General features: G+C 67.6%; 21 protein-coding genes and 4 tRNA genes. 12 read left to right on the top strand and 13 right to left on the bottom strand.

Going from position 1 to position 22566, the window contains the following annotated elements; translation table 11 throughout:
* Nucleotides 1–116 precede the first annotated feature (116 nt).
* The 3 genes from hemE to hemQ all read left to right on the top strand — a co-directional run bounded on the left by hemE (nucleotide 117) and on the right by hemQ (nucleotide 3477).
* Nucleotides 117–1202: a uroporphyrinogen decarboxylase gene (gene hemE, locus NV2_RS17220; protein ID WP_067874942.1), complete on the top strand. Its 1086-nt coding sequence runs from the start codon at nucleotides 117–119 to the stop codon at nucleotides 1200–1202.
* A 3-nt stretch (nucleotides 1203–1205) separates the two neighbouring features.
* On the top strand, nucleotides 1206–2546 hold the full coding sequence (locus NV2_RS17215) for a protoporphyrinogen oxidase (protein ID WP_067874940.1): 1341 nt from the start codon (nucleotides 1206–1208) through the stop codon (nucleotides 2544–2546).
* A 235-nt stretch (nucleotides 2547–2781) separates the two neighbouring features.
* On the top strand, nucleotides 2782–3477 hold the full coding sequence (hemQ, locus tag NV2_RS17210) for a hydrogen peroxide-dependent heme synthase (RefSeq protein WP_067874937.1): 696 nt from the start codon (nucleotides 2782–2784) through the stop codon (nucleotides 3475–3477).
* Nucleotides 3478–3641: 164 nt separating this feature from the next.
* Here the strand turns inward: hemQ and msrB are convergent, their stop codons facing one another.
* The 4 genes from msrB to NV2_RS17190 form a co-directional block, all read right to left on the bottom strand.
* Nucleotides 3642–4097 (bottom strand): peptide-methionine (R)-S-oxide reductase MsrB, encoded by a 456-nt coding sequence (gene msrB, locus NV2_RS17205; RefSeq protein WP_157102946.1) that lies wholly within the window; start codon nucleotides 4095–4097, stop codon nucleotides 3642–3644.
* A 131-nt stretch (nucleotides 4098–4228) separates the two neighbouring features.
* Nucleotides 4229–5575 (bottom strand): glycosyltransferase family 87 protein, encoded by a 1347-nt coding sequence (locus tag NV2_RS17200; RefSeq protein ID WP_067875028.1) that lies wholly within the window; start codon nucleotides 5573–5575, stop codon nucleotides 4229–4231.
* A gap of 74 nt (nucleotides 5576–5649) precedes the next feature.
* Complete coding sequence (locus NV2_RS17195) at nucleotides 5650–7212, bottom strand: alpha/beta hydrolase (protein WP_067874934.1); 1563 nt, start codon at nucleotides 7210–7212, stop codon at nucleotides 5650–5652.
* Between the two features lie 31 nt (nucleotides 7213–7243).
* Entirely contained in the window at nucleotides 7244–8035 is a 792-nt protein-coding gene (locus tag NV2_RS17190; RefSeq protein ID WP_067874931.1) for a pyrimidine reductase family protein, read from the bottom strand.
* Nucleotides 8036–8070: 35 nt separating this feature from the next.
* Between NV2_RS17190 and zapE the strand changes: the two genes are divergently transcribed.
* Complete coding sequence (gene zapE / locus NV2_RS17185; protein ID WP_067874929.1) at nucleotides 8071–9090, top strand: cell division protein ZapE; 1020 nt, start codon at nucleotides 8071–8073, stop codon at nucleotides 9088–9090.
* Nucleotides 9091–9167: 77 nt separating this feature from the next.
* On the top strand, nucleotides 9168–9974 hold the full coding sequence (locus NV2_RS17180; protein WP_067874926.1) for a tyrosine-protein phosphatase: 807 nt from the start codon (nucleotides 9168–9170) through the stop codon (nucleotides 9972–9974).
* A 46-nt stretch (nucleotides 9975–10020) separates the two neighbouring features.
* Here the strand turns inward: NV2_RS17180 and NV2_RS17175 are convergent, their stop codons facing one another.
* Nucleotides 10021–10560 (bottom strand): GNAT family N-acetyltransferase, encoded by a 540-nt coding sequence (locus NV2_RS17175; protein WP_067874923.1) that lies wholly within the window; start codon nucleotides 10558–10560, stop codon nucleotides 10021–10023.
* Nucleotides 10557–11804 carry an MFS transporter gene (locus NV2_RS17170; RefSeq protein ID WP_067874921.1) on the bottom strand — a complete coding sequence of 416 codons (1248 nt, stop codon included), beginning with the start codon at nucleotides 11802–11804 and terminating at the stop codon, nucleotides 10557–10559. Before NV2_RS17170 ends, NV2_RS17175 begins: the two co-directional genes overlap by 4 nt.
* A 377-nt stretch (nucleotides 11805–12181) precedes the next feature.
* Between NV2_RS17170 and NV2_RS17165 the strand changes: the two genes are divergently transcribed.
* Nucleotides 12182–13081, top strand: coding sequence for a competence protein CoiA family protein (locus NV2_RS17165; RefSeq protein ID WP_067874917.1), 900 nt, complete (start codon nucleotides 12182–12184; stop codon nucleotides 13079–13081).
* Nucleotides 13082–13150: 69 nt separating this feature from the next.
* Here NV2_RS17165 and NV2_RS17160 read toward each other — a convergent pair whose 3' ends face one another.
* A complete protein-coding gene (locus tag NV2_RS17160) occupies nucleotides 13151–14335 on the bottom strand; it encodes a hypothetical protein (protein ID WP_067874914.1) in 1185 nt (394 codons plus the stop codon).
* A gap of 336 nt (nucleotides 14336–14671) precedes the next feature.
* Here NV2_RS17160 and NV2_RS17155 point away from each other — a divergent pair, with 336 nt between their 5' ends.
* The gene (locus NV2_RS17155) at nucleotides 14672–15250 is read left to right on the top strand and encodes a TetR/AcrR family transcriptional regulator (protein WP_067874911.1); all 579 of its coding nucleotides are present in this window, start codon (nucleotides 14672–14674) and stop codon (nucleotides 15248–15250) included.
* A gap of 13 nt (nucleotides 15251–15263) precedes the next feature.
* On the opposite strand, the gene NV2_RS17150 is transcribed toward NV2_RS17155, so the two are convergent.
* Nucleotides 15264–16676, bottom strand: coding sequence for an MFS transporter (locus tag NV2_RS17150; RefSeq protein ID WP_067874907.1), 1413 nt, complete (start codon nucleotides 16674–16676; stop codon nucleotides 15264–15266).
* A 120-nt stretch (nucleotides 16677–16796) separates the two neighbouring features.
* Here NV2_RS17150 and NV2_RS17145 point away from each other — a divergent pair, with 120 nt between their 5' ends.
* From NV2_RS17145 to NV2_RS17135, 3 genes are all read left to right on the top strand, one after another.
* Nucleotides 16797–17561 carry an ArsR/SmtB family transcription factor gene (locus NV2_RS17145; RefSeq protein WP_067875025.1) on the top strand — a complete coding sequence of 255 codons (765 nt, stop codon included), beginning with the start codon at nucleotides 16797–16799 and terminating at the stop codon, nucleotides 17559–17561.
* Between the two features lie 127 nt (nucleotides 17562–17688).
* Nucleotides 17689–18150 carry a nuclear transport factor 2 family protein gene (locus tag NV2_RS17140; RefSeq protein ID WP_067874904.1) on the top strand — a complete coding sequence of 154 codons (462 nt, stop codon included), beginning with the start codon at nucleotides 17689–17691 and terminating at the stop codon, nucleotides 18148–18150.
* A gap of 8 nt (nucleotides 18151–18158) precedes the next feature.
* Nucleotides 18159–18773: a TetR/AcrR family transcriptional regulator gene (locus tag NV2_RS17135; protein WP_067874901.1), complete on the top strand. Its 615-nt coding sequence runs from the start codon at nucleotides 18159–18161 to the stop codon at nucleotides 18771–18773.
* Here NV2_RS17135 and NV2_RS17130 read toward each other — a convergent pair.
* Both NV2_RS17130 and NV2_RS17125 read right to left on the bottom strand, forming a co-directional pair.
* The gene (locus tag NV2_RS17130; RefSeq protein WP_067874898.1) at nucleotides 18736–19494 is read right to left on the bottom strand and encodes a CPBP family intramembrane glutamic endopeptidase; all 759 of its coding nucleotides are present in this window, start codon (nucleotides 19492–19494) and stop codon (nucleotides 18736–18738) included. The genes NV2_RS17135 and NV2_RS17130 overlap by 38 nt on opposite strands.
* Before the next feature lie 191 nt (nucleotides 19495–19685).
* Complete coding sequence (locus NV2_RS17125) at nucleotides 19686–20897, bottom strand: helix-turn-helix domain-containing protein (RefSeq protein ID WP_067874895.1); 1212 nt, start codon at nucleotides 20895–20897, stop codon at nucleotides 19686–19688.
* 381 nt (nucleotides 20898–21278) lie between these two features.
* On the opposite strand from NV2_RS17125, the gene NV2_RS31460 reads away from it, so the two are divergent.
* The gene (locus NV2_RS31460; RefSeq protein ID WP_157102945.1) at nucleotides 21279–21455 is read left to right on the top strand and encodes a hypothetical protein; all 177 of its coding nucleotides are present in this window, start codon (nucleotides 21279–21281) and stop codon (nucleotides 21453–21455) included.
* A gap of 111 nt (nucleotides 21456–21566) precedes the next feature.
* On the opposite strand, the gene NV2_RS17120 is transcribed toward NV2_RS31460, so the two are convergent.
* The 3 genes from NV2_RS17120 to NV2_RS17110 all read right to left on the bottom strand — a co-directional run bounded on the left by NV2_RS17120 (nucleotide 21567) and on the right by NV2_RS17110 (nucleotide 21827).
* Nucleotides 21567–21641: transfer RNA gene (locus NV2_RS17120), tRNA-Val, on the bottom strand.
* A 19-nt stretch (nucleotides 21642–21660) separates the two neighbouring features.
* Nucleotides 21661–21731, bottom strand: a tRNA-Cys gene (locus NV2_RS17115).
* Nucleotides 21732–21754: 23 nt separating this feature from the next.
* Nucleotides 21755–21827 (bottom strand) — tRNA-Gly (locus tag NV2_RS17110).
* Between the two features lie 416 nt (nucleotides 21828–22243).
* Between NV2_RS17110 and NV2_RS17105 the strand changes: the two genes are divergently transcribed.
* Nucleotides 22244–22315 (top strand) — tRNA-Val (locus NV2_RS17105).
* Nucleotides 22316–22566: the final 251 nt, after the last annotated feature.

The following is a 22566-nucleotide window of genomic DNA, read 5'->3' as shown; positions in this document are numbered from 1 at the left end:
TCACGACTGTGCACGGTAGACCGGAATATCGTCGGGCAGGCGGAGGCGCGCCGCTACAACGGCTCGACGGGGGCGTGTACACCGTGGCGGGGAGGGCTCCGCCGCGGCGGCCTACGATGTCGGGGGTGAGCACACCAACCCGTCGTCGTTTGCCCGATGCGACCTTCCTCGCCGCCGCGACCGGCGCGAGCACGGCTCGGCGTCCCGTCTGGTTCATGCGGCAGGCCGGGCGTTCGCTGCCCGAGTATCGCGAGCTGCGTGCCGGTATCGGCATGCTGGAGTCGTGCTTCGACCCGGAGCTGGTGTGTGAGATCACCGCGCAGCCGGTGCGCCGCCACGGTGTGGATGCCGCAATCCTTTTCTCCGACATCGTCGTTCCGCTGAAGGCGGCCGGAATCGATCTCGACATCGTGCCCGGGGTCGGGCCGGTGATCGCGAATCCGGTGCGCTCGGCCGAGGATGTGCGTGCCCTGCCCCGGCTGCGGCGCGAGGAGGTCGGCGCCGTCACCGACGGTGTGCGCCTGTTGCTCGACGAGCTCGGCGACACTCCACTGATCGGATTCGCGGGTGCGCCTTTCACTCTCGCTTCCTACCTGGTGGAGGGCGGCCCGAGCCGCAACCACGAGCGCACCAAGGCGATGATGCTCGGGGAACCGCAGATCTGGCACGAGCTGCTCGGGGTGCTCACCGATATCGCCGTGGAGTTCCTGCGCGCGCAACTCGCCGCCGGGGTCGACGCGGTGCAACTGTTCGACTCCTGGGCCGGTGCGTTGTCGGCCGCGCAGTACCGCGAATTCGTGCTGCCGCATTCGCAGCGGGTGTTCGCCGAGATCGCCGAAGCCGGGGTGCCGCGCATTCACTTCGGTGTCGGCACCGGTGAGTTGCTGGGTGCGATGGGCGAGGCGGGTCCCGAGGTCGTCGGCGTCGACTGGCGGGTCCCGCTGCACGAGGCCGCCCGCCGGGTCGGGCCGGGAAAGGTGTTGCAGGGCAATCTCGATCCGGCGGTCTTGTTCGCCGGGCGCGAGGTGGTCGAACGCGAACTGCGCCGTATCGCCCGCGAGGCCGACGAGGCGATCACGCTCGGCGCCACCGGTCATATCTTCAACCTCGGACACGGTGTACTGCCCGACACCGATCCCGAGGCGATCACCGCCGCCGTGGAATTCATTCACAGCCTGCCCGTTCCGCTCGGCGGGGAGTGAGCGATGCGGGTCGCGGTCGTCGGCGGCGGGATCAGCGGACTCGTCGCGGCATATCGTCTGCGGGCGGCGCTGGGTGCCGAACTCGAACTGGTGCTGCTGGATCGGCGCGGCCGGCTCGGCGGCACGCTGCGCACCGGTGAGATCGCCGGGGAGCCGGTGGATCTCGGTGCCGAGGCATTCGTCGGCCGCCGGCCCGAGATTCCGGAGCTACTGGCCGAGCTGGGCCTGTCGGATCAGCTGGTGCATCCGGCGGGCCGGCGACCGCTGATCTGGTCCGAGCGCCGTGCGCACCCGCTTCCGGAGCGGACCCTGATGGGTATTCCCGCCGGGCCGGAATCCGTCGTGGGTCTCGTCGACGAGCAGACCGTGGCGCAGCTCGCCGCGGAACCACAGCGGCCGCTGCGGTGGCAGCCCGGTGCGGACGTCTCGGTCGCCGAGTTGGTCGCCGGGCGGTTCGGCGCCCAGGTCGTGCAGCGCAGTGTCGACCCGCTGCTCGGCGGCGTCTACGCCGGACGCGCGGAATCGATCGGTGTGCGGGCCGCCCTGCCGACCCTGGCCGCCGCATTGGACGCCGGCGCCTCCAGTCTCACCCGCGCGGTCTCCGACGCACTGCCCCCGCCGTCGACGGGTCCGGTGTTCGGGGCGTTGCGTGACGGCTACCAGGTCCTGCTGGACGGCCTGCGTGCGGCGGCCGCACCGAAGGTCGACGTCGATACGACGGTGACGAGCCTGACCCGTACGGCGACGGGCTGGCAGCTCGATCCGGCCGGTGAATTCGATGCGGTGGTGCTGGCGACCCCGGCCCCGGTGACCGCCGAACTGCTGCGCAGCGCGGCACCGGTGGCGGCGGGACTGGCGGCCGGTGTCGAGTTGTCCTCGTCGGCGGTGGTGGCGCTGGGCCTGCCGGCCGACACCACATTGCCGGACAACTCGGGAATTCTCGTCGCGTCCGGAGAACCACTGCGGGCCAAAGCTTTCACCCTCTCCAGCCGCAAATGGCCGCATCTGGCCGAGCGGGAACATCTGCTGGTGCGCGCGTCCTTCGGCCGGTTCGGTGACGATACTCCGTTGTCGTGGACCGACGAGCAGCTGGTGACCGCCGCGGTGGAGGATCTGACAACCGTGACGGGAGTCGCGATCAGCCCGGACGTCGCGCTCGTGCAGCGCTGGCAGGGTGGGCTTCCGCAGTACGCGCCCGGTCACACCACCCGCATCGCCGATCTGGAGGCGGCGCTGGCCGACCTGCCTGGTCTCGCGATCGCGGGCGCCTATCTGCACGGCGTCGGAGTGCCGGCCTGCGCTGCATCGGGAACCGCTGCCGCACAACGTATTCTGGCGCGCTGAACCCTTCCGTCGGGGCGTCGGCGCAAGAGTGACGCGTCGCGGCGCTGCCCGGTCGTGTCGTGAGGACCGTGACGGGCCATGGCTCGGGGGCGTCGGGCAGCCGTCCCTGGCACTGCTGAGTGCCCGGCCCGCGGGGCGCGCGCCGCGCCCAGCCGCTGCGGACCACCGCTGGACCGGACGTCGCAGACGGGGTGCGGCTGTGTTACGGCCGCGCGCCGAGTGGCACGATGGAGTCATGGCGCGACTCGATTACGAAGCTCTCAACTCCACCGTCCGGTACCTGATGTTCTCGGTATTCCAGGTGAAACCCGGAGTACTGGGCGACCAGCGCGACACGGTGGTCAAACAGGCGCGCGAGTTCTTCGACTCGCTCGGCGAGCGCGGCATCGTCGTTCGCGGGATCTACGACGTGGCCGGTCTGCGCGCGGACGCCGATTTCATGATCTGGTGGCACGCCGAGCGGATCGAAGATCTGCAGGCCGCGTACGCCGAATTTCGCCGCACCACCGATCTGGGCCGCGCGAGCACCCCGGTGTGGAGCAATGCCGCGGTGCACCGTCCGGCGGAGTTCAACAAGAGCCATATCCCGGCCTTCCTCGCCGGCGAAGATCCGGGTAACTACATCTGCGTCTACCCGTTCGTCCGCTCGTACGAGTGGTACCTGCTGCCGGACGAGGAGCGCCGCCGTATGTTGGCCGACCACGGCCGCCAGGCCCGCGGCTACCCGGACGTGCGTGCCAACACGGTGCCGGCGTTCGCCCTCGGCGACTACGAGTGGATTCTGGCCTTCGAGGCGCCGGAAATGCACCGCATCGTCGACCTGATGCGCGAGTTGCGTGCCACCGACGCCCGTAACCATGTGCGCGAGGAGGTGCCGTTCTTCAGCGGCCCCCGCGTGGATGTCGAACAGCTCGTCAACGCTCTGCCCTGAGGCAACGCTCTGCCCTGAGACGGGGCGCTGCCTCGCAGGTCCCGGCAAGCCCCCGGAATCGGGGGCATGTCCGGGGCGGAGCGAGCCCGTAGGGTCCGGACGTCGGCTCGATCGCGCGCCTGCTCGGCGCGCGATCGGCGGCGGACCCGCACGATCCGCCGCGTTCAGCCCGCCGCGTCGTCCGAGGGGTGCAGACGCAGCGCGATCGAGTTGATGCAGTATCGCTTGTCGGTCGGCGTGGGGTACCCCTCACCTTCGAAGACATGTCCGAGGTGGCTGTGGCAGTTGGCGCACAGCACCTCGATGCGCCGCATACCCAGGGTGTCGTCGGCTCGCAGGATCACCGCATCGGAGTCGGCCGGATCGAAGAACGACGGCCACCCGCAGTGCGAGTGGAATTTCTCGGTGCTGCGAAACAGCTCCGAACCGCATGCCCGGCAGCAGTAGACGCCGGTCGTCTCGGTATCGGTGTATTCACCGGTGAACGCGCGTTCGGTGCCGGCATCGCGCAGCACCGCGTACTCCTGCGGATTCAACCGCGCTCGCCATTGCTGCGGCGTCAGCTCGATCTTGGGTGCGGGCAGCGATGAGGTCACAGGTGTTTCGGCGTCGGAACTCATGATGTGAGTCTAGTAGCGCCACGCCGATGACACCGCGACGATGCGGTGCTCGATCACTGTCACGCTCCCGGGACCGTGCCCGGCCGCCGCAATGCTGTCCGGGCGGGACCGGGTGACGTGGGGGCAGTGGCTCAGCGCAGTGCTTCTGCCGGTGCCTGGGGGTCCGGCGCATCGCTCACCGGCGCACGGTCACCGTCCGCGGTCGGGGGCGACGCGGCGGCACCGGCCGATCCCGCCGTGCCCGCCGCCGATCCGGTGGTCGGCTTCGGTAGCAGGAATGCGGGTTCGATACCCGAATCGAGGCGCCCTTCGCGGCGGGCCGTCAGATAGCGATCACCCAGCACACAGAACACCACGATCAGCAGCAGCGCCCAGCCGAAGGTGATGCGCAGGTACTCGAGCGATCGTCCCAGGCTCTGCCAATTGTCGAGCAGCCACTTGTCGTAGGTCATGAAACCGAAGATGGCCACCCAAGCCGGCCAGTTGCGCAGCACCGAATTGCGCAGCACCACCGTCATCAGGAACGGGAACAGCATCATCGAGTAGTACTGCTGCCCCAGTCCGGCCAGCAACCAGGACGCAGTCAGGATGACACCGGAGGAGGTGCAGATGAAGAACACCTCGTCGTCGCGGCAGTACCGATACAGCAGCCACAGCGAGATCAGCACCAGCACACCGAGCATGATGCGCATGCCCCAGGTCAGCCACGGTGGCAGACCGTAGTACTCGGCATTGCCGGCGATGGCGCTGTTGAAGTAGTTGCGTGTCTCGAGCAGGTACGGAACGGTGCGACGGACGAAATCCATCGGATCCTTGATCAGCGGCCACGCGATCGCCATGAGCGCCGCCGGCACACCGAGCGCGGTGACGAACACCTGCCACTGCTTGCGCATCAATGGAACCAGCAACAACGGCGCCAACGTCGGTTTCACCGCAATCGTCAGCCCCATCACGACCCCGGCCAGTAGATCCCGTCGTTGCAGCAGCAGATGGATGAACAGCACCTCGGCGAACAGCAGGCAGCCGTTGACATTGCCGAATCCGAGCGTGTTGATCACGGTCTCGGAGGCGAAGATCAGCAACAGTGACAGTGGGGCGGCCACCGACTTGATCGAGTACTTGAACAGCCGCAGCAGCAGGTACCAGGCGCCGATGATGGCGACCCCGTTGAGCAGGATGAAACACCAGCTCGACTTCTGCGGATCGATCAGCGCCAGCGGTGCGATCAGCAGGGTGCCGCTGGGCGGATACAGGTAGTGCGGATCGACCAAGTCGAAGTTCTCACCGTAGATCGCATGCCCGTTGAGGAATGCCAGGGAGGCCTTGTACACCGGCGCGAAGTCGTCGGTGATGGAGAAGTTCGTCCCTTTGACGAAGACTTGATGCAGCACGGTGAGGATCGCGAAAGGCCACAGGGCGAAGTTGAACACTTCGGCGGTGGTGCGAGCGGTGCGCGGCTCGAGCTGTCGAAGGAACACTGGGGCACGGTACACCGCAAACCTGTGGAGTAGTCGCGCGGACCCGCCGTCGAGCCGGTTTCCGTGGCGACGTGTCAAGCCGGGCAGGCAGTCCCGTCGTCGGGCAGCGTCGCATCCTTCAGGTAGGCGACGATGTTCTGCTGCGCGCAACCGGAGTGGGTGAACACCGGATGTCCCCAGCCCTGCCACTGCACCGTGGAGGCACGCGCACCGGCCGCGCCGAGCGCACCGGTGACCGAGGGCCGTCCGTCGCCGCCGACTACCGGGTCGGCGTCGGTGCCCAGGACCAGCACTGGCACCGTGATCTTCTCCGGCAGGCTCGGCGCCTGGGCCGCGGGCCACGCCGCACAGGCCATCAGCCCCGTCGCCGCGCTGCGGCCGAACGCCGGATACTTCGTGCCCCATTCCCCGACCAGTTGGGTGGCGCGCTCGGGGGTCGCCGGCCGCTGATCGTCACTGCAGCGTGAGACGAACTGTCCGTCGGATCCGACCGCCGCCCCGGCTCGGGTCGCCAGCGCCTGTATCGGGCCGGTGTCTCCGGTGCGGGCCGCCGACAACGCATCGGCGAGTTCGGTGATCCGCTCCGGCGGCAGGGCGCCGGGATCACCGAGGAATGCTGTGATCGTGGTGGCGAGGGTTGCGGCGGATACCGGACCCAGCTGCCCGGAATCGGCCCGGCTCATCAGATCGTCGACGGCCGCACGCGGATCCGGGCCGAGTGAGCAGCCGAGATCGGCGCACCGCCGGGCGAATCCGGTCAGCGCGGCCTCGGCGCCCTTGACCTGCTGTTCGGTCCGTGTCGCCGCGTCGGCGCCGCTGGCTTCGGGGGAGTCGAGCACCAGCCGCGCGAGATGGGGACCGTATTTGGCGGCATAGCTCATCGCCACCTGGGCGCCGTTGCCGGTGCCGAGCAGGTCGATGTGCTCCACCTGCCATTGTTTGCGCAGTTGTTCGATGTCGTCGGCGGCGTGCGGTGCGTCGAAGGTGGCCTGGTACGGCTGCAGGAAGTCCTGGCAGGCGATGGTGGCGTCCTGGCTCATCGTGGCCAGCGCCCGCACCCGGTCCTCGGAACCGGGGGTGAATTGCGCGTTGTCGGCGAGCCCTCGGCGCAGATCGTCGGGCAGGCAGTCGATCGGCTGTGAACTGCCGATCCCGCGTCGATCCACTCCGACGATCGGCCGCGAGTCCAGCAGCGCCCGTTCCGGACCGGCGGCCAGCCCGGCGAGGGTGGCGGTGGTGGAGCGGTCACCGCCGGAGGTCACGACCAGCGGTGCCGCATCGGCCGGTGTTTTCGCCGTCCGCGCCCGCACCGCGGCGGCGCGGAAGGTGCCCAGCACCGCACCGCCGGTGTCGATCGGTGTGCTGAATTCGGCGCATTCGAACGTGATGCCGGCGGGCGGGGGCGTGCCGAGCAGGTTGAATGTGGGCGCGGCGCAATCGCGCCAGGGCAGATCGGTTTTCGGTACCTGCGCCTGCGGTGGCGGCGGGGGCGCGGCGCTGGTTTCGGCCGCCGGACCCGATCCGCTGTGCGGATGGTCCAGCGCCACATCCGGCCGGTGCGACGGTCCGGCACCACAGGCCGTGGTCAGCAGAACCGTCAGTGACGATGCCAGCAGGGCGGCGCGAGTCCAACGCATGCTGACAGCCTGCCAGGTTCGGCGCGTTGCTTCAGCTCTGGGTGCGGCCGCGTTCCCACCGGGTCAGTACCGTGCCGTCGTCGTCGAGCAGGGCATGTCGCAGGCACATCGGGGTCGGCAACGCGTTGGGCGACACCGCGATTCGGCCCGCCGTCCCACCGACCAGCAGCGGCGACACGGTCAGGCAGAGCTCGTCGACGGCATTCGCGCCGATCAGCTCCCCGAACAGCGCGGGACCGCCCTCGCACAGCACCCGCAGCAGACCGCGTTCAGCGAGGACGCGGCGCAGGTCGGCCGCGGTGACGGTGCTTTCACCGGCCTCGACCACCTCGGCCCCGGTGTCGGCGAGGATGCGCTTGCGGTCGCCGTCGGCGGCTGCGGTGGTCAGGATCAGCGGCGGGCGGGTGGTGTCGGTGAACAGCCGGCATTGCGGATCGAGTGCGGCGCTCGCGGTGACGACCGCGATCGGCGGCGGTGCACCGTCACGTGAGCCGCCCAGCCCGTGATGGTGTAACCGCATCCGGCGGCGGGAGTCGGTGCGGGCGCCGCCGTAGTTCTCGGCTCGCGCGGTTCCGGCACCGACCACCACCACGTCCGCCAGATCACGCAGAATCGAGTAGACGGTGGCGTCGGAGGGCCGTCCGAGCGCGCCGGAGCGGCCGTCGACGCTGACTGCGCCGTCCAGGCTGGCGATGAAGTTGACCCGGATCCACGGCGCATCGAGTGCCGCCGGATAGGTGTAGAGCTGGACCAGGTCGGTGATCTCGCCGGCGCCGGCGGCCGAGAGCGCTGTGAAGTGGATCGCATCGGGGACACGCTGCATAAGGTCCGATCTCACCACGTCAGTACGCTACAAGCGTGCAACAACGCCTCGTCGATCGTCATCCGGAGGTTCCGGCCGATCAGCTCATCGCTCAGATGGTGCCGCCGCCCACCTTCGACGAGGTGAGCTTCGCCTCCTACATTCCCGATCCCAACGAGCCGAGCCAGGCCGCGGCGGTGCGCGCGGCCGAGGATTTCGCCGCCCGGGTCCGCAAGATTCACGCCGCCGCCGGTAAGAAGTCGCTGTTCGGCAAGAAGAAGCAGATCGACGGTGCGGGACTGTATCTCGACGGTGGTTTCGGTGTGGGCAAGACCCACCTGCTGGCATCGATCTTCCACGCCTCGCCGGGGCCCAAGTCGTTCGGCACCTTCGGTGAGCTGACCAACCTGGTCGGTGCACTGGGCTTCACGAATGCGGTGGAGCGGCTGGGCGGCAACAGCGTGCTGTGCATCGACGAATTCGAACTCGACGATCCGGGCGACACCATGCTGGTCTCGCGGTTGCTCACCGAGTTGACCGCGCGCGGCGTCTCGGTGGCGGCGACGTCGAACACGCTGCCCGACCAGCTGGGTGAGGGCCGCTTCGCCGCGCAGGATTTCCTGCGTGAGATCCGCAAGCTGGGTTCGCTGTTCGAGTCGGTGCGTGTCGACGGTCCCGACTATCGCCACCGTGACCTACCGCCCGCCCCGGAGCCGACCGATCCCGCGGCCCTCGCGGAGAAGGCCGCGGACACCCCGGAATCGACCCTGGACGACTTCGACGAGCTGCTGAAGCATCTGAGCACCCTGCATCCGTCCAAGTACGGTTCGCTGATCTCCGGCGTCTCCGCGGTGTACATCTCCTCGGTGCACACCATCACCGATCAGGCGGTGGCGCTGCGCATGGTGGTACTGGCCGACCGGCTCTACGACGCCGGCACACCGGTGACGGTGTCGGGCGCTGCGCTGGACAAGATCTTCTCCGAGGAGATGCTCGGTGGCGGGTACCGCAAGAAGTATCTGCGTGCCATCTCCCGGCTGCTGGCCCTGTCGCGATTCGAGGTACCCGCGGGCTGAGCGGTATTCGTACGGCGTACTGTCGGGACGGAAATCAACCATGGACAATCGTCCAGATCTGTGTGATCGGAGCTGACATGGCCCGTCGTTCCCTACGTGTCGCCGCTTCCACCGCCGCTGCCGCGCTCATCGCAGCCGGACCCGCACTGGGGATCGCGACCGCCGCCGATCCGCCGGCCGCCCCGCCCGCGGTATCGGTGAACACCCAGGACCGTTCGCTGGGCCTGGCCAGTGTGCAGAATGCCCGCGACCTCGGCGGATACACCACGACCGACGGCCGCACGGTCAAGACGGGCGTGGTGTTCCGCAGCGGCGATCTGAGCAAACTCTTGAACGAGGATTCCGCGGCGCTCACCGCCCGCAACCTGCGTGTCGTCGCGGATCTGCGCACCGACTACGAACGGATGATCGCCCAGGACCGGGTACCGGCCGGTGCGACCCTGCGCATCCACGACGCGATCGGCCATGCGCCGCCGCAGATCCTGGCCACGACACTGAGCGCGGGCAGCGATCTGAACAGTGCGTTCATCACCGCACCCGGCGCGAACGAGGCCTTCGCCGGTGTGCTGCGCGACATCATCGATTCCGACGGTTCGGTGCTGTTCCACTGCTCCGCCGGTAAGGACCGCACCGGGTGGACCGCGGCGGTGCTGCTGACCCTCCTCGGTGTGGATCGCGAGACCGTGAACTACGACTACATGCTCTCGAACTACTACCGCAACGCCGCCCCCGGTGACACGATCAACGGTGTCGTCCAGCCGGCGCTGGACGCCTCCTTCGCGCAGGTGGATCAGAGCTACGGCAGCTTCGACAACTACGTCCACGACGGATTGAAGCTCACCGACGACGATATCGCCGTCCTGAAGGCGAAACTGCTGTCCTGATAGGCATTTCACCGCCCACCGGGTGATTCCGGTGGGCGGTGCGCCGTCATATGTCTCGCTGCATCACGTAGTCGTGGCACAGCTGGTTGCCGACGGTCATGGTTTTGGCACCCACTTGCCGGAACCCGTGCTTGTCGTAGAAGCGCTGCGCACGTTCGTTGAGCTGGTTGACCGCCAGCCACACCGTGCGATACCCGCCGCGGCGGCCGTAGTCGACCGCGGCGTCCATCAGGGCCGCGGACACGCCGACCCCGTGATGGCCGGGTAACACATACATTTTGCTGATCTCGATCGCCGGGCGACCGTCGATCATCGCGGCTACCGCGGGATCGGCCGGCTCACCGGTGATCAGCATCGTGTAACCGACGATATCCCCGCCCATCGCGGCTTTGAGGACGATGCGCTGCGGATCGTTCAGGTAGTCGCCGAATCGTTCTCCCGACAGCACCTCGGCGATGAACGCGTCGATACTCTCGTCGGTGAGCTCGGGTGGGCAGGCCAAGGGGAAGGTGGCCGCCGCGACATCGCTGAGCGCCTCCGCATCCCACAATCCGGCACGGTCGACGACGACTTCGTGCTCACTCATGGATCAAGTACAACATGTCCGGGTACGGTCGCCGCGGGTTTGCCGGCGCGTGGACGGAAGTACCGGCTCATCGCCACCAGGGCGGCAGCGAACAGCAGCGGTACGACGAATCCGATCCGCAGGCTCCACACATCGGCGACAGCACCGACCACACCACCACCGATCAGGGTGCCTGCGTAGTTGAACAGGTTGAGCCGCGCGATTACCGCGTCCAGCCCGCGCCCGCCGGTCAGCCGCCCGGCCTCGCTGAAGCACAGTGGTGCGATCACCGGCAGGCCGAGCCCGGCCACCAAGAAGCCCGCGAGCGCGATCGGCGGGCCGGGCGCCGCGACCACCAGAACCAGCCCCAGCAAACCGACGGCGGCCGCTATCCGCACCACCGCACGCGCACCGAAGCGGCGTACCCACCAGTCGCCGGTGAGCCGGGTGAGCAGCGAGGCGCCCTGATACGCGGCCAATGCCAGCGCCGCGGTCGCCGACGAGGACAACAACTCATCGGTGAGGTACAGCGCCGACCAGTTGCCCACCGCCAAGTCGATCGCGAACACCAGGGCCATCGCCACGCCCAGCGCGAGATAGGCGCGCAAGGCCACCACCGCAACGGAATTCACCGGTGCGGCGCTCGTGTCACCGCTGCTGTCGTCCGCACCGCGCTCGGCCGCCTCGGTGCCCAGCAGACGCCGTCCGGCCACCGCGCCGGCCAGGGCGACCACCACCGCCGCGATTGTGACCGCGTACGGCAGCGTGATCCCGGCTTTCTCGCTCCCGGCGACGAACAGCGCTCCGGCGATCGATCCGGCACTCCACGCCGCGTAGAACGACGACAGGACGAAGCGGCCGTATCCGTGCTGGATGAAGACCGCTTGCATATTCGTTCCGGCGTCGACCATCCCGACCGCCACCCCGTAGCAGCCCAGCGCCACCAGATCGATCGCGATATTCGGTGCCGCCGCGACACCGAGCCCCGACACCGCGATCAGCGCCAGCCCTGCCCGCAGCGCCACCCGGCTGGACCAGCGCACCGCGACCCGCTCGGCCAGCAGGCTGCCTCCCGCCGCCAGCCCCGAGATCAGTACGACCGCGAGCAGGATGACGGTGTCGGTGAGCCCGAGCCGGTCCCGCTGCTGCGGCAGTTCGGTGAGGATGACCGCGAGAAAGAACCCCTGCAGCGCGAAGGCCACCGAGTTGGCGGTGCGAGCGGCCCGGAGCGGGGCCGATACAGAAGTGTATCCGCGGTCGAACATTCCGCGCAGCCTAACGCGTTGCGGCCGGAGGCGGTAGCGGAGCGTGACCATGGAGGGCGTGACGCGTTGGGCTGGATCGGACACTGCCTAACGGGTCGCGGCCGGAGGCGGTAGCGGAGCGTGACCACGGAGGGCGGGGAATTCTTCTGCTACGTCCCGATCACGCCGGTGTCCGCTCATGCCGATTTCGCAGCTCATCGGAGTCCATGATCACGTCCGGCTCCCGGTTGGGTAACGAATCCGGTCACGGGTACGTTAAGGCCCCTGCTACGTGCGGCACTCTGGTTGTAGCGGGCCGCACCGGGCCGCAGGTGTACGGGTAGGGGAGTGGTCGCGTGAGCACTACGGAACGGACCGGGACGAGGAGCCATACAGCTGTGCTGCCTCCCCTCGAAGAGGTGAAACTGCCCGCGGTGGAACCGAATCCGCGCGGGCATCAGGCGGGTGAGCGGTGCCGCAAGCCCGGGTGCGGTGATTGTCACTGGGATGTGCAGCGGTTCAAATACTGGTTGCGTGGCCGACTGCTGGCGGCGGGCGCCGAGGACGCCGAGGTGGATCAGGCGCTGGGCGCGCAGACCCCGAGTCTGCTCTGGCGCCGCGACGGGCGGTTGTGTGCGATCGAGGTGCGCAGCGCGCCGATCACCCTGGAGGCCGCGGTGCAGCGCACCGCACGGTTGAAGGCGGTCGGGGTCAGCGAGGTGCTGTGGTTGTGTCCGGGTGGGTACTGGGTCGGCCGGATCCCGGCGTTGGGGGTCGATGATTTCGCCGCGGCCGGCTGCGAATATCGTGCTCTGACCGGCGGCCTGGCCATCGATTCCGACGGCCTGCTCGCGGTCCGGCAAACACCCTGGGAAATCCGGGATTTCATTGATGGCTGGGTCGCTGGGGACCTGGCTTGTGGATATTTGAACGAGAATACGAGAGGGTGGGCGACAGTGCGCGATTGGGAGGCCCACACCCACGCCCAGGCGATGATGATCTCCGAGCAGCGTCAGGAACTGCGCGATCAGCGGATCGAACTGGCGGTGGCACGGCGATCCAACCGGGACAAGGCCAGGCATATCTACAAGCTCAATCATCGGCTGGAGCGGGCCGAACTGGTGGTCTCGGATCTGGACGCGGCAAAACGTAAACTGGCTGATCGCGACCGGTTCGAGGCGGGGCTGCGGGTGCGGCTGGCCCGCCAGCGCGAAGCGGTGATGCACTGGCAGTTGATGACGTGTTTCGCGATGCTGGTGATCGTCACCTTCATCATCGCGGGCTTCATGCTGCACTAGCCGAGCCGGGCTCGTCCTGCGCTGGGAGGGCCCACGCTTCCGGGCGCTCCGTCCCGTACCCGGCCGGTGTCACTCGGTGCGGAGCCGGAAGGGTGCGCGGTCCCAACGCCAGTGGTGGAGCAGCACCAGCGAGCTCAGGTCGAGGGGGGTGATTCCGGTCTCGTCGACGAGGCTGCGGAACTCACCCCATTCGATCGGCCCGCTCGCGAGCCGGTTGCGCAGGATGTTCTCCGAACGCATGGTGACCTTGTGCTGCAACAGGTCCGGTTCTCCGAGTCGGCTGCCGGTGAATACCAGCCAGCCCCAGCCCTGGGCATGGGCCTGCGCCCGTGCGGCCTGCAGCCGGATGCGGTTGACGTGCAGAGCTACTCGCCCGAGGGCGACCACATCGATCAGCAGGGTCCGCCCGTCGGTGAGGCGGACGGCGGCGGTGGGGCAGTAGGAGTCGGCCACGCCGTCCACTTCGTAGTCGACGCCGATGGGTCGTTCCACGTAGGTGGCGACCTGCTCGGCCTCGTCGAGTAACCGCAGCAGCCGCGCCTGTAGAGCGGTGTCGAATGTCACTTCCCGGTCGAGCTTTTCGGCGAACATGTGCCCGCGGGCATCGTCGTCCGCGTCGACGGTCGTGATCGGAAGTTCGGGCAGGGGCGTCGCGGTACCGCCGGGCCATTCGACCCGCCGCAACAGCGGAAGCAACTGTCCGGCATCGGATTCGATGGCCTTCGCTCCGTCCAGATGCCAGCGTCCACGCTGTTGCCAGCCGGCGATCCGTTGAAAAACGAAGCCCGCCACCCGCTTCGCGGCGATCAGCCCGTGCCCGGCCAACCGGAGTTTCAGATAGGCGAGGTCCTGCGCGGCGATGTCCTCGTCACCCGCATAGGTTTCCTGCAGCAGGGTGCGGACCAGGTGCCGATCGCCCCCGTCCACCGGATAGTGCTCGGCGAATACGGCGGGATCCGGAAATCCGGTGGCCTGCACCCGCCGCACCAACTGCCCGGCCGCGCGCGTATAGAGCTGCCGTATCCGGTCCCGGGACAGTTCGAACCGGGCGCCCAGCAGTGTCAGGGTTTCCGGCCGCACCCCGTCCAGACCCAGTCGCCGAGTCAGCAGCTCTCCGTCCCGCGGCCGGTCCTCGGCCTGTTCGGCGACCATCCGCGCAAGTGTGTCGGCCATCTGCTCGGAGGCGAATCCGAGACCGTTGCCCAGGTCGTCGAGCATCCCGGCCTGTATGTCCTCGATCCGGTTGGTCGTCACAGCCACGCCTCTCGTCTCGCACGTTCTTTCGAAAGCGTAGGCCCTCGTGCGTTTTCCGACGACCAGGCGCGGCCGTGCACTGCCCTCAGGTGTCCGGTCAGGACGCCGGAGGACGACCGGTTGGGGGCGTGTTGCGCGAGCTGTTCCAGTGCCGGTGCGGGTCGAACCGCGCGTGACCGAGTACCTCGAGCTTGCGGTTCGGATAGTCCACCGCGATGATTGCGACCCGGTCGGGGTGTCGGCGGTGATGTACTGCTGGTTGCCGGTACTTTCCGTCCAGGTCAGCTGGGTCGAGTACGCTGGGAGAACGGTGGTTCTCAATGCAAGGAGGTTGCTGTGGCGGCGGATGCCGAAGCGGCGAAGGTGCTCGCCGCGGCCGATCGCCTGTTCAACGATCGGGGCGTGCAGGCGGTCGGTATGGACAGCATTCGCGACGCCGCGAACGTGCCGCTGAAACGGCTCTACCGCCTTTTTCCGTCGAAGTCCGTTCTGGTGTGTGCGGTACTGGAGCGGCGCGACCGCGATGTGCGCGCGGCGATCACCGAATATGTGGATGCGCACGCCGATTCACCGCGCGAGCGAATCCTGGCAGTGTTCGGTTACTTGCTCGAGTGGTTCACCGAGCCCGGCTTCCGGGGATGCCTGTTCATCAACACCGTCGGAGAACTGGGCGGCACCTCCGACGATGTCGCCCGCATCGCCCGCCGCCACAAACTCGCGATGCGTGACTACCTCGCCGAACTCGTCGCCGAATGTTCGTTCCCGGCGGAGCTGGCCGACCAGCTCATGATTCTCGCCAACGGCGCCATGGCCACGGCCGCCGTGCACGACGACGGCCCACGCGCGGCGCAGCAGGCGCGCGCCGCGGCGGCCACCCTACTGTCCGCGGCAGAACGCGGAGAGGGGGCGACCTAGCGTTCGTCACCGATTACCGTCGAGCCGGGCGTGGTGTCTCGCGATGGCCGCTCGCGTCGGCGGCGCCGGATTCGGAATCCATCGCGAGGACGGTGAGCAGCAGTGCTCCCGTCCAAGCGATCGCCGACCCCGCTGCGAGCATGTGGATGCCGTCGAGGAAATCCGGGCTCGACGGGGCTCCGGCCACGGCACCGAATACCGCTACACCACAGGCGGTCCCGACCTGACGCGCGGTGTTGGATACTCCGGTGGCGAGCCCGGACCGCTCGGCTGGTGTGGCCCGTACCGTGGCGGCGACGACCGCGGTGGTGACCAGGCCCGCGCCGCACCCGAGGGCGGCGAAAGCTACCAGTAGTCCCACGATTCCCGAGCCGCCCACCGTGAGCAGTGCGAGTGAGCCGCACGCCGCGAGAACGCAGCCGATAGCGATTGCTGAGCGGGGACCGTAGCGGGCGGTCAAGCGGGCGGAGACGGGAGCCAGAACCACCAGCGGCACCGCAATCGGCAGGACCGTGACCCCAGCGGTGGCAGGGGACTGACCCGCGATGTCCTGCAGATACAGCATGCCGACGAACAGCACCCCGTTGAGGATCAGATTCATCGTCGCCGCTACGACGTTGGGTGCGAGGAATTGCCTGCGCTGCAACAGATCCAGCGGCAGGAACGGATGATCGCTCCGCCGTGCCGCGGCGACAGCGGTCGCCAGTGCGCAGATCGCGACCACCACGGCGACCGTGACCGTCCGGCTATCCGCGTGGTGGCCAGCGGAGGTGATTGCGAACACCGCGGCACCGAGCCCGACCACGAATCCGAGTAGCCCCGGCACATCGACTCGATCGGCCATCGACGGTGCGGATGCCGGGACCGCGATGCGCGCGGCGATAACGGCCGCGACGGTCAACGGCGCCGCGATCCAGAACACCGGGCGCCATCCGAAATGCTCGACCAGAACACCGCCCAGCAGCGGACCGGCCGGCAGCGCCAGCGACGACACCGCCGCCCACGTGCCCAGCGCCTTGGCCTGCTCACGCCGTTGTGGAAAGACGTCCACGATCACCGCCATGGTGCTCGGCAGCAGCAGGGCCGCACCGACCCCTTGAACGACCCGTGCGGCGATGAGCACTCCCACCGTTGGTGCCATCGCACAGGCCAGTGAAGCCGCCCCGAACACTGCGAACCCGGCGAGCAGCATCCGGCGGTGCCCGATCCGGTCGCCGACCGTTCCGGCTGCCAGCAGCAACCCGGCGATGACGACCACATATCCGTCCACCACCCACTGCAGCGCAGCGACCGGCGCATCCAGGTCCCGCCCGATCGCCGGCAACGCGACATTCACGATGGTCACATCCAGCAACACCAGGAACATTCCGGCGCACATGACCGTGAGGATTGCGGATCGGTTTCGGCTCGGTGGTATCGAGGGCATATCGCCAGTGTGGGAGCGAAACCCTTCGCCCTGGACCGAACTGTCGCCGCTGCGCAGCTCACCCGCCGGTGCATCCACGATTCGGTGAGTACCGAAGTGTCCGGGCGGCAGACTGGTGTCATGACCGATCGCCGGCCCCTCTACGGCTATTCCGACATCGCGTCCGTCGGCGCTCTGCTGGCGGACGCGACTCGGGCGCGCATGATGATCGGCCTGGCCGATGGCCGGGCACTCCCGGCCTCGGTCCTGGCCGCGGAATCCGGCGTCGTGGCCTCCACCGCCAGCGCCCATCTCGCCCGCCTGGTCGAGGGCGGTCTGCTCACCGTGGAGCGGTCCGGTCGGCACCGCTACTACCGCATCGCCGGACCGGAGGTCGGCGCGGCGATCGAGGCCCTGGCCGTCCTGGCCCCGAGCCGCCCGGTCCGTTCGCTCCGGGAATCGACCCGCGCCGCGGCATTACGCCGGGCTCGCAGCTGCTACGACCATCTCGCCGGGCAACTGGGCGTCGCGGTCACCGAGGCGCTGCTGGATCACCAGGCTCTGTCCCGCACCGATGGCATCGCGGGAACCGAACGCGCGCAGGGGGATCCGCTCTCCGCACCACTGCGGGAGCATCCGTATCGGCTGGGCCCGAATGCCGAGGCTCTGTTCGGCGAACTGGGCGTCGACCTCGATGTAGCCCGTGGCGGGCGGCGTCCGTTGCTGCGCTTCTGTGTCGACTGGAGCGAACAACGCCATCACCTCAGCGGGGCCCTCGGTGCAGCGGTGCTGACCCGCATGGAATCCGCCGGATGGGTGGAACGGCCGGGAGGCCGGCGGACCCTGCGCGTGACGAACGGGGGAGCCCGCACGCTCGAACGAGTCCTCGGGGTGCGGATCGCCTAGCGGACGCCCCGTGTTCCGGGCCTCCCACCGGCATCATTGAGTTTAGCGACAACCTGTCGTAACCTTTACGACAGGTTGTCGCATAGATTCTCGACCACCACATGGCCCGGACCGAATGGAGAGTGAGATGAATACGCTCAGCGACCGCGCGGAACTCATCGAATTGATGAGCCACTATGCCGATATCGCCGATCTGAAGGAGTTCACCGAACTGCCCGGCAAGGTCTTCACCGACCCGCTCACGCTCGACTTCTCCTCGGTGGCGGATATTCCGCCGACGAGCTCACCGCTGGCCGATTACGTCGAAATCCTGCGTGCCTCGTTCGCGCCGTACACCGCGACTCATCACGCCATCACCGGCCATGTCATCGATATCGACGGTGACACCGCGACGATCCACGCGCACGTCCGCGCCGAGCACTGGCTCCCGGACGGCTACACCGAAGGACCCAACCGGTGGCTGGTCGTCGGCTTCTACGACAACGACGCGGTCCGCACGCCGGAAGGCTGGCGCCTGACCCGGGTGAAACTCACCTCGGCGCATCAGGAGAACCCGCACCTGTCGAGCGCCGCCCTGGCTGCCGGGTAGGGGGCCCGATGCCGCGGATCAAGGCAGCCACCATCGAAGAGCATCACGAGATGGTGTGGGCCGCGCTCGCCGAGGCGATGCGGCAGCTGCTGCTCGAACGCTCCTACGACTCGATCACCATGGGGCACATCGCCGCCCGCGCCGGACTCGCGCGCAACACCCTGTACAACTACGCCCGCGACAAAACCGCACTGGTGCTGGCACTCACCGAGCGAGCGAGCCGGCCCGCGCTCGACCGTGTCACGACCATCGCCGCCCGCGCCGGCGACCCCGCTGCCCAACGGCTCCAGGAGATCGTCGAGGCGGTCCTGCAGGCATCCACCGATCAGGCCATGCAACCGATGTTCAGACCCGGATCGGGCCCGCTGGTCGACGAGTTACCGAAGGGCCCACACAACCCGTTCCACGCGATCGTGGCCGAGGTGGAGAACGTTGTCCGCGCCGGCATCGAACGCGGTGAATTCCGCGACACCGGTGACATCGGGCTCACGGTGGAACTGTTGTCCGGCGCGATGCGGGCCGGAGCCGAACGCATCGGCCGCGATCCCTCCGCCTACGCGCCCACGGTCCGTGCGGCGCAGGACATCATCCTCGCCGCTCTGGTCCTCCGAACCGATAGGTGAGCAGTCCGGCCACCGCGGCGACCCCGCTGAAGACGATCGCCTGCAACCACACCTGACCCGCACCGTCCCCGCTTCCAGGGCCGTGCAGGTACCCGGCCAGATCGACAGCCGCATGCACCGACCCCGCGATCCACACCGCCCCGACGGTGCCACGGCCGATCAGAAAGGCCATCAGGAAGGAGAGCGCGACCGTGTTGGCGAGAAAGCCGATCGCATAGATCGCCCCCTCCCCGAACACTTGAATATGCCAAGCGCCCCACAGTAACCCGGTGGCAACAGTGCCGGCCCAGAACCCGAGCCTGCCCTGCAGTTGCGGCTGCAGAAACCCACGCCACCCGAGCTCTTCCCCGAAAGACCCCAGCACCGTCCAAACCAACACGGTCGGCAGCACCCACCCCTCAGCGATCGGAGTGAACAGGGAATCGGTGAGGCCGAACACCCGCATCAGGACCAACCACACGAGCATGCCGGCGGCGCCACACCCCACCCCCAATGCAGCCTGCTGCCACGTCGCACGCCCGGTACGCACACCGCTACGAAGATCCGCCGACTCGAGACCCGTGCACCGCCGGTACACAACCACCGCGGCAATCGCGAGCGCGGGCCCGAACTGAACCCACTGGGCAGAATCGCCGTCCCCGGCTCCCAGCGCGGTCCCGAACACTGCTTGCAGCCAGAGGAACAGTCCGGACGCGAGGAGGACGGCGAGCAGGAAGAGCACGATCAGCGGCCATGAGAAGGGTGCGCTGCGAACAGGCTCTGCCGCCGGTTCCGACTGTCTTCCTGTTGCTGTGTTTCGTCCCCCTCGCCCTGGCGGGACGTCGTCCATCTGATCTCCGTTCGATATGCATGAAACAGCTCGGATCCCGCGGGCCAGCCGGTATGGCTGCGTGGAATCCTGCTTCGAGAACGTCAGCCGGGTACGACGCCGACACGCTGTGCTAGTTTGCCCAGATCGCCGGCGGTCAAGTCACGGCGCGCCGTGCGCATCATGTGCCCGACCAGTTCTCGTACCGGCGGCATGGTCCTGACATGCTGTGGCGCAGCGTGTTCCGCGCGGAGCAGCGCGTAGAGCGATTCTCGGTAGTTCTTCTGCATGGCGTGAGCCTTGCCGATCTCCACGAAGTATTGAGCGCGGCGTCCTTCGTTCGGCAGAGCACTCGGCGACACCGTCGGTGCGAGGGCGAGAACCTGGCCGGGCTCGCGCCGCTCGACCGCGGCCGACATGCGCCAGAGCTGAACATTCGCCGGGCCGAACGATTCGTTGCGCGCCATCGACGTGTTCGGTTTCGTTTCGGGAAGCCGGTCTGCTTGTTCGGCTGCCTCGATCAGATGCGGTTCGGGATCGCCGCCGAGCGTGGCTGCCACGATCGAACCCTGCAGATGCAGCATCCCGAATGTCTCGACCTCGCCGAGCGTACGCACTTCGGATGCGATCTTCTCAGCGGTGCCGACAGTGTTCGCCAATGCCGCAGGTAGGGCGCCAGGGCGAGACAGCAGGATCTGACCTTGGATGAAGGCTGCGGCAGCGATGGGCGCGGTCGTCCCGACGTGGCTCGCCGCACCTTCGGCTTCCTGCGCGGCATTCCATGCGAGCGCGTGGTAGCCGCGGGCTCGCAGCGCCGAAGCAATACCGTAGGAGACCGTTGCGAGGGCGTCCCATGCCTGCTCGGTATCGGCGTCCCGCACATGCCGGTAGGCGTCGGTAAGCATCGGTGCGAGTATCGGCCCCAGTGTCGCGTAGTCGCAGTCATGACGGAGCTTCGTTGCTTTTCGGTTGAGGTTCGCCAGCTCGTCCAGCGGCATCGGCGGTCGCGTATCGGTGACGTTGCCTTTGGCCCACAACACGGTTTCGAGTTCCGGTACAGCCGAATGAAATCCAGCGGTGGATGGATCGAACTTGTCTTGCTCGTGCCCTGTCAGATCCCCGAGCGTGCAACCGAGCGCCTGGGCCAGGGCCAGCATGGTGCGGCGCGAATCCACCGGTCGGAGGCCGGTTTCGTACTTGGCCAGCACTGAACGGTTCAGGCCCGCGCGGTCGGCCAGGACCTGTTGTGTGATGCCGCGCCGAGCTCGTATCTGGCGTACCCGTTGACCGATATAGGTGTCTGTTTCGTCGGTCATGGTGAGTACCTGCGCTTTCCCCTCGAGTTCAACGCCTTACGTGCATTGTTCCATGTGTTCCGGCAGGGAACAGAGTTCCGCGCATCGCTTGCAAAGCTCCACTACAAGCCCCGCCGTCGAGTGCGATCGCCTCGGCCGTGGGTGCGAATCAGCAGGGGACGGCGGAAGGGGAGTGGTGGCGGAACAACGAGGTTCTTCGGGACGGTATCTGCAAGACGGTGAGGGGACGTGGTTCGTCGTCGGACCGGACGGATGGCCGGAGGCGATCGATGCGTGGGCGGCGGAAGTCGGCTGCGCCGATGAGGACTTGCCGACCGAAATGGGTACGCCGGGCACGTCCTTCGTCGGGGATGCACCACCTCCGGCTGGGCAGGATGAGGGGTGGCAAGGGGGCCAGGAGCATTGAGCGACATCTGGATCGTTCTCGGTTGGGTGGTTGTGCTCGGTCTACCGTTCGGCGTGCTGGTTGCCGTCATCTTCTGGCCGGAGCGGGTTCCGAAGGATCGGAGTGTGGAGGCGATTCGGCAGCGGATCGAAGCAGAGGACGAGTTGCGATGATGTTGGGTGTCGGTTCACCAGCGTGAATACGCTTTGCGGGGGTGTGGGGTGTCGAACGCGCTTGAAGGTCCAGAAATGAAATCAGCCCCCGGTGAAAACCGGGGGCTGATTTGGTGCGCGATACTGGGATTGAACCAGTGACCTCTTCCGTGTCAGGGAAGCGCTCTCCCGCTGAGCTAATCGCGCGTGGGTACCTCTAACTTAGAGGCGGCGACGGGAATCGAACCCGTGTGCACGGCTTTGCAGGCCGTTGCCTCACCACTCGGCCACACCGCCAACCAAGGCCGGGTTGGCCTTCGAGCGGATGACGGGATTCGAACCCGCGACCCTCACCTTGGCAAGGTGATGCGCTACCAGCTGCGCTACATCCGCACGCTGCACTTCCGGGGCGCTTCGGCCCCTTCCGGCTGCGAGAAGAAACATTAGCCCACTACCTGCGCAAGCAACAAATCGGCTGGTAGATGGGGGTAAAAGTGAATAACGACGGTGTGATTCCCGGGAGGGGTGTGCGGGGCGCTCCTGGAGTTAGGGGCGAATCACTCGGGCGCTGTCATTTCCTGGGAGTCGGAACGGCCTGGCAGCGCGGGTTCCCGTTCGGAATCGACGCCCTGACGGGGAAGTAGTCACTGAGATTTCACCGCTGAGTGCCGGCGGTAGTTGTACATCGCCTCCGATGCTCGGCCCCTGTGGATTCCCAGGTCCAGCCCCGATTTGGTGTGGTACGGGTGGGGCGTGTTAAAGTTTCGTCTCGTTCGGAACGGCACGCCAGCCGCCCCGAATATCCCCACGGTCCCATAGCTCAGTGGGAGAGCGCTCGCCTCACACGCGAGAGGTCGCTGGTTCGAAACCAGCTGGGACCACAATTCTTGTATTCCCTGGTCAGGGTCTTTTCTGGGTTCTGGCCTTTCGTTTCTCCGGGGTTGGCTTTCGGCTCGTGTAGCCGTCTGATCTGCGGAAATGTCGTAATTTTCCCGGTTCGAACCCAGCTGGGTCCTGTGACTGTTGGGGCTGCTAGGACAAGAGTGGTGTGAGGTGTCACGTCGGATGCTTCGCGTTCGGGCGCGGCCAGGCAGAGCGGACAAGTGGGTCTGACCCGGGCTGGAGGGGGTGG

Source organism: Nocardia vermiculata NBRC 100427, from assembly GCF_001613265.1.
Taxonomy (GTDB): domain Bacteria; phylum Actinomycetota; class Actinomycetes; order Mycobacteriales; family Mycobacteriaceae; genus Nocardia; species Nocardia vermiculata.
The sequence above is the reverse complement of the archived record's forward strand: the minus strand, read 5'-3'. Positions and strand labels throughout refer to the sequence as shown.